Source organism: Maribacter sp. X9 (genome assembly GCF_048537565.1).
In the GTDB taxonomy this organism is placed as follows: Bacteria; Bacteroidota; Bacteroidia; order Flavobacteriales; family Flavobacteriaceae; genus Maribacter.
Window position 1 is genome coordinate 837,087 of record NZ_CP183215.1, and the last position, 15,143, is coordinate 852,229.

Here is a 15,143-nt window from a genome sequence, read left to right on the forward strand (position 1 = left end):
AATGGGAAAAGCAATTACAACGACTAGGGCACAGGAATCTACCAACGCCATTGAGCGCATGTACATCACTATGCGACACCTTTTCAATCGTGGTTTTTATAAGCCGAACGGAGTTTCTGGGGACGCTTTAAAAAGTGCTTTGTTACTGTTAAGACCAGAAATCTATGGTTCTGTAGGGGAGCAAAAGGCAGAGTTGAACGGACTCATCTATGTTCTAGAAAGGCTACCGGAAGGAATTGAACAGTGCCGTTTTATTAATTTAACTTCAGACGAAGGGTATGGCATATCGCACATAAACCCCATCATTCCCCCGAAAAGAAGACGTAATTGCTACCGGATCGATGATGAGCAAATGAACATTGAGATTACTAGGGGCAGATCCGACATCTATGATATTCTTACCCATTTGACCTTCCTATTCATAGAATCTGAAAAAATTTGTAATCGGGTGTTGATACCTGAAACAGAAAAAACTATCCGCGATTGGTCAAAACTTGAAGCTGCACTTCAAAAGCCAGAAGAATTGACCCAAGCCGAGCGGGAAATAGCGCTTATACATACTGCCAATATATTAGGTCGGTCTTTTGAAGAAATTCTAGAGGTTTATAAAAAGTTTAGTACAAAAGAAACTCCAGAACGATTTTTAAGCATAATCTATTGGCTAGGAAAGTTAGCCTTGGAGGAACAAATTACTGGAGAGAAAAGGTCAGTCACATTTAGTGCCCTGCTTAGGGAGCGTCTCGGGCATCATATTCATGGCGAAAGATGGGCCAATAACATTAAGGATGTTTTAAAAAAGAACAACTTGTTACAACGACCCATCCATATTATTTCTGCCAATATGCATAGTGTAATGAACTCCCTTTTTGCGAAGTCCGCTTTGTTAACCGAATTTTCTAATGCTGATGCTCTCGATATTTTTGAAGCCTTAAGTAGTTCCGGAAATTCTTCGCTAAGAAAAAAAGTGATGGATGTTGCCGAAAAAAATGGAATGATTTCTATAGATGATACATCTGGCACTAATATCGATGTTCAAATTTTTGATACTTCTAAAATCGAAAATGAAGTTTGCTCGTATGATTTATCAGAAGTGCCGGATGATAAAAAACCTGTTATATTTGTAATGGACTATGCCTTTGGAGAGCAGGCTTATGAAACGATTGACGAACTTTTAAAGCCCTACGGCACCAAAAAGAATAACGAGATATTGATAAACGTAGATTCTGTTTCAATAATGGGTAAAGCGGGTATTCTAGAGGGAGGGAAGGGAGATTTGATGATTCCTTCAGCACATATTTTTGAAGGAACTGCAGATAATTACCCTTTTAAAAATGAACTCTGTTCAGAAGACTTTAAAGGTTATGGTCTAAAAGTATTTGAAGGAACCATGGTAACTGTTTTAGGAACTTCGTTGCAGAACAAGGATATTTTGAAGTTTTTTCATAAATCGACTTGGAACGTTATTGGTTTAGAAATGGAAGGGGTACATTATCAAAAAGCGATACAGTCTGCTTCCAAGATTCGTAAAAGTATTGGCGAGGATGTAAAAGTAAGATATGCCTATTACGCTTCAGATAATCCCTTGGAAACGGGGAGTACTTTGGCCTCTGGAGGTTTAGGGACAACAGGAGTGAAACCTACGTATTTAATTACAGATAAAATTTTAAAACAAATATTTAACTCATAATGGCCGAACACAATACTCCAGCTAACCAAAATAGCTCCGATGAAGTCGATTTGGGACAATTGTTTCAACTAATAGGCAGGGGATTCAATGCTATTTTTAGATTTATTCTTAGAATATTTCTCTATCTCAAGAGAAATATTCTAATACTGATCGGTCTTTTTGTCTTGGGAGTAGCTATTGGTTACAGCTTGAATAAAATAATATCCAAAAAATTAAAAACGGAGGTCATTGTAAAACCTCAAATGGAGAGTAAAAATTATCTATATGATGTAATTGAAGAAATTCAATCAAATATAAGTGCTCAAGACACCCTATTTTTTGCTTCCATTGGAATTGAAAAAATTGATTTTTCGGGACTTGAAGTCTCTATAGCTCCAGTAGATGATAATAAGGAGAGTACCGAAAGTGAAATGAAGTACTTAGAACTACTTCAAAGCTTTGAAAACACAGGGGCCATTGCAGATATTGTTCGTGCAGAACTCCAAAACAAAAGCTCCTTTAATCATAGAATAACATTCTTTTATAAAAATATAGATACCGGTAAGATTTTTGCTGAAAAAATAATGGAGTATATAAATTCTAACCCATATTTTGAAGGACTGATTGAAATCAGTAGGGCCAACGCCAAAAGTCGTATTGAAGAGAATCAAATTTTATTAAAGCAGGTTGATGATATCATTTCAAATTACACCACTAGTCTGGCAGCCAAAGGAAATTTTTCTACAAGCGAACGAATCGTTCTAGATAATCAAGAGCAAGTAAATGTGGCCGATTTGTTTGAATATAAAAACCTATTGATTCGCGACATTGAATCTAAAAAATTGGAACTAAAGGAACAAACTGAACCAATTAGTGTTATTAATTTCGGAAAACCTCAAGTAGTTCGCAAATCCTTTTTTGGGAAGAACTTGGTTTTATTGCCTCTTATTTTTATAGGGGTATTCTTTTTAATATCGTTTCTTGGTTTTTTAAATAATAAAACCAAAGAATTATAAATTTTAATTATGAACTTATTGGTAACCGGCGGCGCAGGATTTATAGGCTCACACGTAGTTAGAAGACTTGTTACGAATTATCCGGAATATACTATTTACAATCTTGATAAACTCACTTACGCAGGTAATTTGGAGAATCTAAAAGATGTAGATCAATTACCAAATTATAATTTCATCAAAGGTGATATCGTACAAGAAGATTTTATAAACGACTTATTCGAAAGAATTAATTTTGACGGGGTAATCCATTTAGCTGCTGAGTCGCATGTAGATAGGTCAATAGAAGACCCATTAGCTTTTGTTAGAACAAACATTATTGGAACGGTAAATCTATTAAATGCCGCTAAGAAAAGTTGGAGTGGCAAATTTTCTAGAAAACGCTTTTATCATGTAAGTACCGATGAAGTATATGGTTCCTTAGGTAAAGAGGGTCTATTTACAGAAGAAACTAGTTATGACCCTAATTCCCCATATTCTGCATCAAAGGCAAGTTCTGATCATTTTGTAAGAGCATATGGAGAGACATATAACCTACCGTTCGTCATAAGTAACTGTTCAAATAATTATGGGCCTTATCACTTCCCAGAGAAATTGATACCCTTATTTATTAATAATATTATAGAGAATAAAGCCTTGCCCGTTTATGGAGATGGCAAATATACCAGAGACTGGCTTTTTGTTGAAGATCATGCGAGAGCAATTGATTTAATCTTTCATAAGGGGAAGGATAGAGAAACTTACAATATTGGAGGTTTTAATGAATGGCAAAATATTGACCTGATAAAATTGCTATGTAAAGTCATGGACAGAAAGTTGAATAGAAATGAAGAAGAATCAGAAAAGCTTATTACCTATGTTAAAGACAGACCTGGGCACGATTTAAGGTATGCTATTAATGCTACCAAAATTAATGAGGAACTAGGATGGAAACCATCGGTTACCTTTGAAGAAGGATTGGAAAAAACGGTTGATTGGTATCTCAATAATTCGGAATGGCTAAAACATGTAACATCTGGGGATTATAAAGAATACTATTCAAAAATGTATTCGTAAACACCAAAAACTACCTATGAAAGGAATTATCCTAGCAGGAGGGTCTGGAACTAGGCTTCATCCACTAACACTATCAGTAAGTAAGCAATTGATGCCTATTTATGATAAGCCAATGATTTATTATCCGCTTTCAACTTTAATGTATGCAGGTATTAGGGAAATCCTTATTATTTCAACACCAAAAGATTTACCCTTATTCGAAGAATTATTGGGAGAAGGAAAAAAATACGGATGTTCATTTTCATACGCTGTCCAAGAGGCACCAAATGGTTTAGCAGAAGCCTTTATTATTGGTGCCGATTTTATTGGAAAAGACAAAGTAGCCCTCATTTTAGGGGATAATATTTTTTACGGATCAGGTTTGGCTAAACTGTTGCAATCAAATAATAATCCTGATGGGGGTATAATCTACGCCTACAGGGTTCATGATCCTGAACGTTATGGCGTAGTTGAGTTTGATGACGCAGGTGTTGCTATTAGCATAGAGGAAAAGCCTTTAGAACCAAAATCTAATTATGCTGTTCCAGGGATATATTTTTATGATAACGATGTTGTAGAAATCGCTACAAATATAACTCCGAGTCCAAGAGGAGAATTGGAAATTACCGATGTTAATAAGGAATATTTGACAAGGGGTAAATTAAGTGTTAGTATTTTAGATAGAGGTACTGCTTGGCTGGATACGGGAACGTTTCAATCCTTAATGCAAGCGTCTCAATTCGTAGAGGTAATCGAGGAGCGTCAAGGGCTCAAAATTGGCGCCATTGAGGGTGCAGCCTATGAAATGGGCTACATTAATAGGGATGAATTTAAAGCATTGGCAGAACCTTTAATGAAAAGCGGTTATGGAAAAAATCTTTTGGGAATCTTAAATAAGAGCTCATGATATTTATTGAAACAAAATTAAAAGGATGTTTTGTTCTGGAGCCAAATGTATTTTCCGACAATAGAGGATATTTTTTTGAGTCCTATAACGAGGAAAAGTTTGCCAAAGGTATTGGAACTAAGATAGATTTTGTTCAAGATAACCAGTCTTTTTCGTCCCACGGTGTTATAAGGGCTATCCATTATCAGTTGGGCGAACATTCACAGGCAAAATTGGTAAGGGTCTTAAGCGGTAAAATATTAGATGTGGCCGTAGATCTTAGAGGGGATTCTCCAACTTTTGGCCAACATTTTTCAATAGAACTGAGTGCAGAGAATAAAAAGCAGCTATTTATTCCAAGAGGTTTTGGACATGGTTTTTCTGTTTTGTCTGAAACTGCTGAATTTTTTTATAAATGTGATAATTTTTATAACAAGGAATCTGAAGGCGGAATAGTTTATAATGATACAACATTAGCAATTGATTGGCAATTAGCTCCAAAAAGCATAAAGGTTTCAGAAAAGGATTTGGTATTGCCAACAATAAAGAAGGCACGACTATGAAAAAAATATTGGTAACGGGTTGTAATGGTCAACTAGGTCATTGTATAAGAGAGTTATCAGGTGGAATCAAGGAACTTGATTTTATATTCAAATCTTCGAGTGAACTAGATATTACTAGTGAAATTAAAATGCAAGAAATTTTTATTAGTGAAAATTTTGATTATTGTATTAATTGTGCGGCCTATACTAAGGTGGATTTGGCGGAAAATGAACAGGATAAAGCATTTGAGATTAATGCGGAAGGGGTTAGAATTTTATCCGAATATTGCAAAAAAGGGAAAACTATATTAATTCATATTTCTACCGATTTTGTTTTTGATGGAACTAAAACTTCACCTTACACAGAAAATGATATTCCTAAGCCAATAAATACCTATGGAAAGTCTAAATTGAAAGGGGAACTATACATAAATCAGATTTTACAAGAATATTTTATAATAAGGACCTCATGGTTGTATTCGGAGTATGGGCATAATTTTTTAAGGACCATGTTAAGGATTAGTGAAAATAAAACCGAAATAGATGTTGTTTCCGACCAATTTGGCACACCTACATATGCTAAAGATTTAGCGGAAATAATTTTATCAAAAATAATAATTGAAGAAAATAAGAAATTCGGAATTTATCATTTTAGTAATGATGGAATAGCGAGCTGGTATGATTTTGCAAAGACAATATTTGAATTTTCTAATAAAAAGATATCGGTAAATGCTATAGATTCAATTGCATACCCAACTTCAGCAACTCGTCCTTTATATAGTGTTTTAGACAAATCTAAAATTAAGGGATGCCTCCACTTAAATCCATTGAATTGGAAGAATAGTTTAAAAAGAGCTATTTTGAATTCAACATTTAAATTGAATACGTAATTAAAATTTGATGTTTAAATTTAGTAAGGAGATTTTATATCGAAATCGAAGGATTATTGAAAATTTCTCCTATCTGTCTATATTACAAATTTTCAATTTAATCTTGCCATTAATTACGTACCCTTATTTAATAAGGGTTTTGGGTAAAGAATCGTTTGGGGGAATTGTTTTTGCTCAAGCAATAATTAGTTATTTGGCTATAATTGTAGGATATGGATTTAATATTTCGGCTACGAAAAATATTAGTATTAACAAGAATAATAAGAAAATAATTTCTGAAATTGTAAGTAGTGTTTTAATTATTAAGGCTGTTCTCTTTTTAATAAGTTTAATAATTCTATACATATTGCTTAAAATATTCAATTCTTTTGAATTGAATCAATCGTTGTTTTATTTCACCATGTATTTATGTTTGAATGAATTAATATTCCCAGTGTGGTATTTTCAAGGATTAGAGAAGATGAAATTTACAACATTGTTTAATCTTGTAAGTAGATTAATATTTGTAGGGTTAATATTTATTTTCATTAAATCAGAGAAGGACTATTTATTAGTTCCTATTATTAATGGAGTGGGGATTATAATTGCGGGATTATTTTCTCTTTATGTAATTTTCTTTGTTCATGGGGTAAGATTTAAGTGGCAAAAGAAGTCAATGTTACTATACTACATTAAAGATAGCACTAGTTTATTTATTTCAAATGCTATGGTAATGGTCAAGGAAAAATCAAACATTGTCTTGATAGGTTCCATTTTAAGCATGTCTGAAGTATCATACTATGATTTGATTCTAAAAATTGCAAGTATTTTAAGAACTCCTTTTATGGCGCTTAGAGACGCAATTTTTCCAAATATTGCCAAATCGCAAAATAAATCAAAATATCTCAAAATAACCTTGGGAGCTACTCTAATTTCTTTTTTGGCTTATGGGTTGTTAATTGTTTTCAAAACGCCCATTATTCTTTTTTTAGGAGGTCCAGATATGATTAATTCGGTTAGTTTAGTTCCATTAATGGGGTTAATAATTCCATTTGGTGTACTTAGTATGTTTATGGGATCAGCATTGATACTCTTCTTCGATTCGAGAAGATATACCTTGTCTATTGTATATTCTATGATTTATTTTATAACCGGTTTATCAGTTTTATATCTATTTAACGCTTTTAATTTGAAATATCTTATAATCCTATTAGTTACCTCAATTTTAATAGAGATAATATCTAGAACATATTTATATATAAAGAAATGAAAAAATTACTTTTTGATTTAATTGCCACACAACCATCCCCAGAGGCACGTTTTCATGGAGGGGGTCAATACGCAAAAATGATTTTTTTAAAAGCAATTGAACAGGGATTTAAGGATTTCGATTGTGTATATAATCCAAATATTGAACTCGGTGCGGATATTAAAATTGCTTGTAAATTATATACTATCAATCTGATTCCTGTGAACCATGTTGAAGAAGTTGAAAAGGTTATACAACAAGGCAACTATGATGCCTTTTATTCTTCTTTGCCCTATCAATATTTAAATATTAAGATAGGTAAAACAATCTTCATAATGGACGTTTTAGGTCTTAGGGAAATAGAAATGCCAAAGGATAAAGTTGAAAGGTTTTATCGTAAAAATTTATTTTCCAAATTAAAGCTAATAATCAGAAATATTTTTTTTGAAAAGAATCGTTTTAAAAAAAAAGAACAGAAATACAGGAAGTTACTTGAAATCAGGAACAAACATATTTTAACTATATCCTACCACTCTAAATATTCATTATTAAATTTTTTTCCCTTCTTAGACTCCAACGATATTACTGTAAATTATGCTCCAATCGACTTTTCTGATTTTAAAAAAAATAGCGAGGAAATAAAAGGCGATTATTTTCTTTTGGTTAGTGCAAATAGATGGATTAAGAATAACCATAGAGCGATTATTGCACTTGATCAATTGTTTTCTGAGGGTAAATTAGAGAATAAAAAAGTAATTGTTCTGGGCTCTTCAAAGGTTAATTCACTTAAAATTAAAAACTCTGACAAATTTATTTTTAAAGGTTATGTTGGTGAAGAAGATTTAAAAATTTTTTACAAAAATGCTTACTGTTTCATATATCCTTCTTTAAATGAGGGATTCGGATATCCTCCAATAGAGGCTATGAAATATAAAACTCCTGTATTAGCTTCTGCCATTTCTGCAATTCCTGAAATTTGTGGTAATGCCGTGCTCTATTTCAACCCATTTTCAATATATGAAATTAGAAATAGAATACTCCAAATCAATGAAGATAAATTAATTTATGCTAACCTTCAATCTAAAGGAATTATAAGACTAGAAGAATTACAGGAGAATCAAAAGTTAATGATTACCAATTTATTGAAAATTATTTTTCAATAAATAGTAAATTAAGATGTTTTGTGAGATTTTATAATTGGCATCTTGAAGTAATTTTCATTCAAGTTCTATCCTTAAAATGATATTTGTAAAGTGATTAAAGATTAAAAAATACTACATAATCATTAATAGGGTTGTTTCAATGCTGAACTTGACTAATAAATTTGAAATTAAAAAAAATGAGGAAAAAGGTTATTTATACTTGTTTAGCTGGAAATTATGACATTTTGGAAGAACCTCAATATATAATGGAAGATTGGGAATACATATGTTTTTCTAATGATTTGAGCCAAACAGAGAATAGTGTTTGGGAAATAAGAAAAATACCTTTTCACGACAATGATAAAAGAAGATTATCAAGGTATGCCAAGTTATTGCCACATAAGGTTTTGGCGGATTTTGACACAAGTATATATATTGACTCTAATATTATTATCCTTTCGGGTATTTTAGAAAATCGAGTAAAGGAATTGGAACAAAACGATGTTTTGGTTGCAATCGCTCAACATCCAGAACGAAATTGTATCTATGAAGAGGCTAAGGCTTGTGTTGATAGAGGGCTGGAAAGCAATGATATTGTTCAAAAACAAATGAAGTTTTATAAAACTCAAGGGTTTCCTGAAAATTTTGGACTTTATGAAAATAACATCATATATAGGCAGCATAATAACTCTAAAATAGTGGAACTAGATAAAGCATGGTGGAACCTTTATATTACCTATAGTCAAAGAGACCAATTAAGCCTGGCGTTTTTGTTATGGAAATTAGATTTAAAATGCTCAAGTTTGTTTGAAGATGGTTTTAACATAAGAAAAAGTGAAGATTTCAAGTATAAGAGTCATGACCTCACTTTAAAATCGCGAATAAAAAGGAAAATAAACGTTTTAAAAAGTAGGATCAGTAATACATTTACTTACAATAAGTAATACATTTTTAAAAATTAAGACTGCGTTAAAAACAACCCTCCAACTTTTCATCCTTTATGTTAAATACTGCAATAGTAATTTTAAATTATAATAATTGGGAGGATACTATAGAATGTCTGGAAACGGTTTTAAAACAGTCATTACAGGATTCTTTCACAGTTTTTGTTGTGGATAATTCTGAAACAAATAATTCTATAGATCAAATAAAAAAATGGTCTTGTGGGCAGTTAGAAGTTTCTAATTATCTTTTTCCTGAAATAGTAGAGCCTTTTGTAGAAAAACCACTTTCATTTCAATTCTTTTATGAATTTGAATTGCAAAATACGATACTCAAAGATAAATTGATTCTCGTAAAAGCAACCAGAAATAATGGCTTTGCGGCGGGGAATAATATTATCCTTAATGAAATTAGGTCTAATTGGAAGCAATTCGATTTCATTTGGCTCCTTAACAACGACACTATAGTCAAAAAGGACACATTATGTCAGATTTTAAATAGAGTAGCCCACCAAAAGAATGAAAGCGAGATGTTTGGAACTCCCTTGTTGGAGTATTTTGAACCAAATAAAATTCAAGCTTTTGGAGGGAGGTACAATAAATATTTTGCACTTACAAGGCATCTAGGGGAAGGAAAAAATCTTAATTTACTAAGTAGTCGTAATGTTGCGAAATATAAAATTGATTATCCTATTGGCGCATCAATAATTATTACTAGAATATTTTTGGAAAATGTGGGATTGTTAAATGAAAAATATTTCCTTTTTTTTGAGGAGTTGGATTGGGTATTACGATTTAGAAAGGTGGGAGGAATCCCTAAAATTCTGGACGTTTTTGGAGTGTTTCATAAACAGGGAGCTTCTACCAAAGTTAAAACCCAGAATCTAGAAACTAAAAATGAGTTTATTGATCTATTAGCTCTAAAAAATAGAATATTATTTACTAAAACCTATTACAAGAAATATTTAATTACGGTTATTCTATTTATTTCTACTGTTACTGTTTTAAAGAGGTTAATTTTGGGGGATTACAAAAGGGTTTTTAGAATTTACAAGTTAATTTATAAGCAAATTTTTTGAAAGGATATAGCCACATATTTAGTTTTGGAATAATTGTGTTCCTAACATTTTGTATACAATTTACCGATCTCAAAATTAATGTGATAAAAATTTCAGAACTATTACTTTTATTATCTATTCCTGTAGTTTTTTGGAATAAGATAAATAAACACATTTTTTATTTTATCGTATTCTTTTCAATTCAATTGTTTTGCTCTTTGATAATCACGTATTTTTTAAAGTTTGAGTATTTAGGAGATTCGGTACTTAAAACACCCTACGTTTTATCCATTTCAAGGTATTTTGAAATTATAGCGTGTTTGGTATTATGTCAAATAACCTATTCATTCTTTAAGACAAGTAAAATAGAATTTAGGGTATACCTTAAATGGTTTATTGATTTAAACATACTTATAACTATTTTTTTCGTAATTATCTATTTTTCTGTTTATTTTGGGTTAATTTCAATAGATAGTACAAGAATAGTTTATTCAGATTTCAGACTTAGAGGTTATTATGTTGAAGGAGGGCCTTACGGATTAATGTTAAGTTTTATTTTTATAACAACGAGCCTGCTCAAATATGATAAATCTACAAAATATCGGAGAGTATTGTTATTGATTGTGATTTTATTTTTAGCAAAATCAAAATCAGGTTTGTTGTGTACTGTTCTATGGTTAGGAATAGAGAATTACGTTTATTTAAAAAGAAAAATAAAACAATTCGTTTATCCCATTCTTATAATTGGAATTACAGCATTTACCTTTTTTTTTATTAACATTAGTGAGATGTATGTAAAACAACTTACTATTGTAAAATCTTCCGTAGAAGAAAGACCTACCGACACCAATTTAATAATGGGAAGAATTCCTTCAGTCTTTATTGTTCCTGAAATTATAAATGACCACTCATTTTTTGGAATCGGAATAGGAAATTATCCTTTGCTGAGGAACAATAGGGAATATAGAGGTTTTTTTCCTTTGCCTCCAAAGGAGTTTAGAGTTTTGGACTCTCATAGTTTAGGAGGTATTTTTGATATTTTAATTGATACAGGTATTATTGGGCTGTTTTTTTTCTCTTTGATTTTAATTAATATTTGGAAGAGCTTAAAGGCATTGAAATTCCAAAAAAGACTTCTAATAGGATTCTTGATGTTGTTTCTTTTTGGAGTGCAAATTTATTTTTTATATCCATGGATATTATTGGGAATTTTAATTTCATTAAATGAAAATCGATCAATCTAAAAAAAAAATTGTAATAGATGCCAGAATGATTAATAGTTCAGGAATTGGTGTTTATTTAAAGAACATTCTTCCATCTATAATTGATAACTTTCACGTTGTATTGTTAGGAAATAAAAAAGAACTTTCCAATTTTCCTTGGTCTGATAAGGTGAGTATAATTGAATTTAGTGCAAAAATATATTCTATTCTAGAACAAATTTTATATCCTTTTGTTATTCCTAAAACAGAACTTGTTTGGTTTCCACACTATAATATTCCATTTTTCTATACAAGTAGTAAAAAAATATTAACAACAATCCATGATGTTAACCACCTAGCAAATAAAAAGGACTTATCTTATATAAAATGGAAATATGCCAAAATTCTTATTACTAAGGCAGTAAGAAAAAGCGATAGGTTGATTACTATATCCGAGCACTCTAGGAAGGAACTTATAAAATTTACGAAAGTAAAAAGAGATAAAATTAGTATTATATCCAACGGTGTAGATTTTAAATTATTTAACACAAAAGTTCGTCAGATAAGTAAAATTAAAAATATTCAAAATTATATATTGTACGTAGGAAATGTAAAACCACATAAAAATCTAATAACTTTATTAAAAGCTTATCAAATATTGCCAGACCAGTTTAAGGAAAAATTTAAACTGGTTATTTTAGGCAAGAAGGAAGGATTTATAACTCCAGATTTAGAGGTTTTTAATTTTATTGAAGAGAATAAGCTCTTGAAACATATTATTTTTACTGGTTATATAAAGGATGAAGAAGTTCCTTCTGTATATCAAAGTGCTAGCTTATTTGTTTTTCCGTCTATTTATGAAGGTTTTGGGCTGCCTGTATTAGAGGCAATGGCTAGTGGAATTCCAGTTTTAACATCGAATTCATCAAGTTTGCCAGAAGTTGGCGGAGAAGCGGCTTCTTATTTTGAGCCAATGGACCATATGCAGCTTTCTACAAAGATTTCTGAAATTATCTTAAATGAAGAGTTGAAAAGTGTTTTAATAAAAAAAGGTTATCAGCAAGCAAAGAAGTTTTCATGGGAACCTGCTCAAAAGAAACATGTCGAAACCATTAGATTATTGTTAGATTGAAACAATGAAATGGGAAAACTTAAAAATTGCTTAGATAGACTATGGTTTTATTTATTGTTTTCATTGTTTTTGTTTCCAGTCTTTCCGACAGGTATAGAAACAGTCTTAATAATTTGTTTTACCCTATTATCTATTCTAAAGGAAATTTTTTATAGAAAAAAAGGCCAAATAACATTCAAGCGGTTTTGTTTATTCTTGGCTCTTTCAAGTATCTTTTTTATTTATATAATTGGCTTTTTCTTTTCTACAGACAGTAAAGTAGCCTTAGGGTTTATAACAAGGGTTTTGCCCATAGTTTTATTTCCAATTATTTTTGGGCTTTTCAAAAATAATCTAATCAATCAACAAGAGCTGAAAAAACTAAAACTAGGTTATATTGTGTCAACCTTGATAGGTTTGATGTACTTAAATATTGATTTGTCCGATATCCTTTATTTTAAAGAAACACCATATTGGAATATTCGGCAATCCATAGAGAGCATATCGAAAGTGCATGGTACGTATTTGTCCCTTTGGATTGGTTTTGCAATTTTATTGATGTTAGACATTATAAGAAAAGAGATAAAATCTCTTCAAAAAGGGTTTATGTTTCTCATTATTTGCATAATCCCCTATTTTTTTTATTGGCAATCGTTAATTGGTGCAAGAATGCCTTTCGCTATTACCATAGTACTCTCTATTATTTATTTAATACTTCAGTTTAAATCAACAACAAGGATTGCAATGGTTTGTGTAACTTTGGTTACTGCCCTTTTTTTTCTTAAAACTACTAAATCTGGTGTTGCAGATCGTGTTCAATCTGTCTTTAATAAAAACCAAACCTTTCCAGAGGGTGATTACTCAGTGGAGTATAAAAATATATCATCAGAAGACATAAGAAAAGGAATTTTTTATTGTTCCTGGATTTTGATAAAGGAATCCCCTCTAAGGGGCTATGGACAAGGGGATGTACAGTCTCGACTAGATGCTTGTTATAAGCAAAAATTCAGTAGTAATGTATATCAAAAATTTCTTTATAATACACATAATCAGTATCTACAGATATTTTTATCTGCTGGAATATTTGCCCTGATTTTTTTCTTAACAAGCCTTTTCGCACCTTTATACATTGCTTATAAAAAATCTGATTTCATTTTATTCTCTTTTATCATTTTAGTCATGGGATGTTTAATGACCGAAAATTTAATAAATAGGCATGATGGAATTATCTTTTACAGTTTGTTTAATTCAATATTAATATTTAATATCCCTAAAGGAAATGAAGAAGGCGTTGGTACATGACTGGTATACCGTATATGGTGGAGCAGAAAGATGTGTGGAAAGCTTTACCAATATCTGGAATGACATGGATCATTATTCTTTAATTGATAATTTGTCTGAAGACAATAGAGAGATTATTTTAAAGGGGCGGTCAACTAGAAATTCATTTATCCAAAAGTTACCTTTTGGTAAAACAAAATATAGAACCTATTTGCCGTTGTTTCCATTGGCTATCGAGCAGTTTGATTTTAATGAGTATGATTTAATCATATCCTCCTCATCTTCAGTGGCCAAAGGGGTATTGACTCGACCAGATCAATTGCATATTTCATATGTCTATTCTCCCGTCAGGTATGCTTGGGACTTATATCACCAATATCTAAGGGAGTCTGGTTTAGAAACCGGAATTAAAGGGTTTTTGGCAAAGTATTTCCTACATAAACTAAGGCTTTGGGATTATTCTACAGCAAACAGGCCTGATCATTATATTGCTATTTCTAAGTATGTCGCTAAACGCATAAAAAAAATATATGATAAGGATGCATTGGTCATTTACCCACCTGTGGACACGAAATCCTTTACCATTTCTGAGAGAACCGAAAATTATTACATTACTTGTTCAAGAATGGTGCCTTATAAAAAAATAGATTTAATTGTGGAAGCCTTTTCCAAAACAGATAAAAAATTAATTGTAATTGGTGATGGCCCAGATTTTAATAAAATAAGTAAGTTGGCAACAGCAAATGTTGAAATTCTTGGATTTTTGGAGAAGAATAAGGTTTTGAATTTAATCAAAAGAGCTAAAGCCTTTATATTTGCTGCGGAGGAAGATTTTGGGATTGCCCCAATTGAGGCTCAGGCAGCAGGGGTGCCTGTTATAGCATTTGGTAAGGGAGGTATATTAGAAACGGTTAATGGGCAATATCCTCATGAAAATAATTTAAACAAAAATGTCACTGGTGTTTTTTTTGAGAAACAAAATATAGATTCTCTTTTAAACGCGGTACAATATTTTGAAAAGAACAGTAATCTTTTTGATAAGAACCTAATTAGGGAGAATGCCCAAAAGTTCAGTGTTGAAAGATTTGAATTAGAGTTTAAAAATACAATAGAGGAATTATATAATAGTTGGAAATTCAATAATTAGA

Annotated in this window: 14 protein-coding genes; all 14 read left to right on the forward strand. The window is 31.3% G+C overall.

The features are described from left to right. Position 1 precedes the first annotated feature (1 nt). The 14 genes from ACNR9Q_RS03505 (at position 2) to ACNR9Q_RS03570 (ending at position 15,142) form a co-directional block, all read left to right on the forward strand. On the forward strand, positions 2–1,687 hold the full coding sequence (locus tag ACNR9Q_RS03505; protein ID WP_419214244.1) for a DUF6909 family protein: 1,686 nt from the start codon (positions 2–4) through the stop codon (positions 1,685–1,687). After that, positions 1,687–2,682, forward strand: coding sequence for a hypothetical protein (locus ACNR9Q_RS03510; protein ID WP_419213223.1), 996 nt, complete (start codon positions 1,687–1,689; stop codon positions 2,680–2,682). Before ACNR9Q_RS03505 ends, ACNR9Q_RS03510 begins: the two co-directional genes overlap by 1 nt. Before the next feature lie 9 nt (positions 2,683–2,691). Next, positions 2,692–3,735: a dTDP-glucose 4,6-dehydratase gene (gene rfbB, locus ACNR9Q_RS03515; protein WP_419213224.1), complete on the forward strand. Its 1,044-nt coding sequence runs from the start codon at positions 2,692–2,694 to the stop codon at positions 3,733–3,735. A gap of 16 nt (positions 3,736–3,751) precedes the next feature. Further along, a complete protein-coding gene (gene rfbA / locus ACNR9Q_RS03520) occupies positions 3,752–4,621 on the forward strand; it encodes a glucose-1-phosphate thymidylyltransferase RfbA (protein ID WP_419213225.1) in 870 nt (289 codons plus the stop codon). Next, positions 4,618–5,163 (forward strand): dTDP-4-dehydrorhamnose 3,5-epimerase, encoded by a 546-nt coding sequence (rfbC, locus tag ACNR9Q_RS03525; protein WP_419213226.1) that lies wholly within the window; start codon positions 4,618–4,620, stop codon positions 5,161–5,163. Before rfbA ends, rfbC begins: the two co-directional genes overlap by 4 nt. Then, entirely contained in the window at positions 5,160–6,032 is an 873-nt protein-coding gene (gene rfbD / locus ACNR9Q_RS03530) for a dTDP-4-dehydrorhamnose reductase (RefSeq protein WP_419213227.1), read from the forward strand. Before rfbC ends, rfbD begins: the two co-directional genes overlap by 4 nt. Positions 6,033–6,042: 10 nt before the next feature. Then, on the forward strand, positions 6,043–7,281 hold the full coding sequence (locus ACNR9Q_RS03535; RefSeq protein ID WP_419213228.1) for an oligosaccharide flippase family protein: 1,239 nt from the start codon (positions 6,043–6,045) through the stop codon (positions 7,279–7,281). Continuing rightward, on the forward strand, positions 7,278–8,423 hold the full coding sequence (locus tag ACNR9Q_RS03540) for a glycosyltransferase (RefSeq protein WP_419213229.1): 1,146 nt from the start codon (positions 7,278–7,280) through the stop codon (positions 8,421–8,423). Before ACNR9Q_RS03535 ends, ACNR9Q_RS03540 begins: the two co-directional genes overlap by 4 nt. Before the next feature lie 176 nt (positions 8,424–8,599). Next, positions 8,600–9,346, forward strand: a complete 747-nt coding sequence (locus tag ACNR9Q_RS03545; RefSeq protein WP_419213230.1) for a glycosyltransferase domain-containing protein — start codon at positions 8,600–8,602, stop codon at positions 9,344–9,346. Between the two features lie 56 nt (positions 9,347–9,402). Then, positions 9,403–10,422 (forward strand): hypothetical protein, encoded by a 1,020-nt coding sequence (locus tag ACNR9Q_RS03550; RefSeq protein WP_419213231.1) that lies wholly within the window; start codon positions 9,403–9,405, stop codon positions 10,420–10,422. Between the two features lie 197 nt (positions 10,423–10,619). Then, positions 10,620–11,645 carry an O-antigen ligase family protein gene (locus ACNR9Q_RS03555; protein ID WP_419213232.1) on the forward strand — a complete coding sequence of 342 codons (1,026 nt, stop codon included), beginning with the start codon at positions 10,620–10,622 and terminating at the stop codon, positions 11,643–11,645. Then, positions 11,626–12,735 carry a glycosyltransferase family 4 protein gene (locus ACNR9Q_RS03560; protein WP_419213233.1) on the forward strand — a complete coding sequence of 370 codons (1,110 nt, stop codon included), beginning with the start codon at positions 11,626–11,628 and terminating at the stop codon, positions 12,733–12,735. The genes ACNR9Q_RS03555 and ACNR9Q_RS03560 overlap by 20 nt, the downstream gene beginning before the upstream one ends. 9 nt (positions 12,736–12,744) lie before the next feature. After that, positions 12,745–14,016, forward strand: a complete 1,272-nt coding sequence (locus ACNR9Q_RS03565) for an O-antigen ligase family protein (RefSeq protein WP_419213234.1) — start codon at positions 12,745–12,747, stop codon at positions 14,014–14,016. Then, positions 13,994–15,142: a glycosyltransferase family 4 protein gene (locus tag ACNR9Q_RS03570; RefSeq protein ID WP_419213235.1), complete on the forward strand. Its 1,149-nt coding sequence runs from the start codon at positions 13,994–13,996 to the stop codon at positions 15,140–15,142. Before ACNR9Q_RS03565 ends, ACNR9Q_RS03570 begins: the two co-directional genes overlap by 23 nt. Position 15,143 lies beyond the last annotated feature (1 nt).

Coding starts and splice junctions, on each gene's coding strand:
- ACNR9Q_RS03510 (WP_419213223.1), top strand. CDS start 1,687: ATGGCCGAACACAATACTCCAGCTAACCAAAATAGCTCCGATGAAGTC.
- ACNR9Q_RS03565 (WP_419213234.1), top strand. CDS start 12,745: ATGGGAAAACTTAAAAATTGCTTAGATAGACTATGGTTTTATTTATTG.
- rfbA (WP_419213225.1), top strand. CDS start 3,752: ATGAAAGGAATTATCCTAGCAGGAGGGTCTGGAACTAGGCTTCATCCA.
- ACNR9Q_RS03550 (WP_419213231.1), top strand. CDS start 9,403: ATGTTAAATACTGCAATAGTAATTTTAAATTATAATAATTGGGAGGAT.
- ACNR9Q_RS03535 (WP_419213228.1), top strand. CDS start 6,043: ATGTTTAAATTTAGTAAGGAGATTTTATATCGAAATCGAAGGATTATT.
- rfbB (WP_419213224.1), top strand. CDS start 2,692: ATGAACTTATTGGTAACCGGCGGCGCAGGATTTATAGGCTCACACGTA.
- ACNR9Q_RS03505 (WP_419214244.1), top strand. CDS start 2: ATGGGAAAAGCAATTACAACGACTAGGGCACAGGAATCTACCAACGCC.
- ACNR9Q_RS03540 (WP_419213229.1), top strand. CDS start 7,278: ATGAAAAAATTACTTTTTGATTTAATTGCCACACAACCATCCCCAGAG.
- rfbC (WP_419213226.1), top strand. CDS start 4,618: ATGATATTTATTGAAACAAAATTAAAAGGATGTTTTGTTCTGGAGCCA.
- ACNR9Q_RS03560 (WP_419213233.1), top strand. CDS start 11,626: ATGAAAATCGATCAATCTAAAAAAAAAATTGTAATAGATGCCAGAATG.
- ACNR9Q_RS03570 (WP_419213235.1), top strand. CDS start 13,994: ATGAAGAAGGCGTTGGTACATGACTGGTATACCGTATATGGTGGAGCA.
- ACNR9Q_RS03545 (WP_419213230.1), top strand. CDS start 8,600: ATGAGGAAAAAGGTTATTTATACTTGTTTAGCTGGAAATTATGACATT.
- rfbD (WP_419213227.1), top strand. CDS start 5,160: ATGAAAAAAATATTGGTAACGGGTTGTAATGGTCAACTAGGTCATTGT.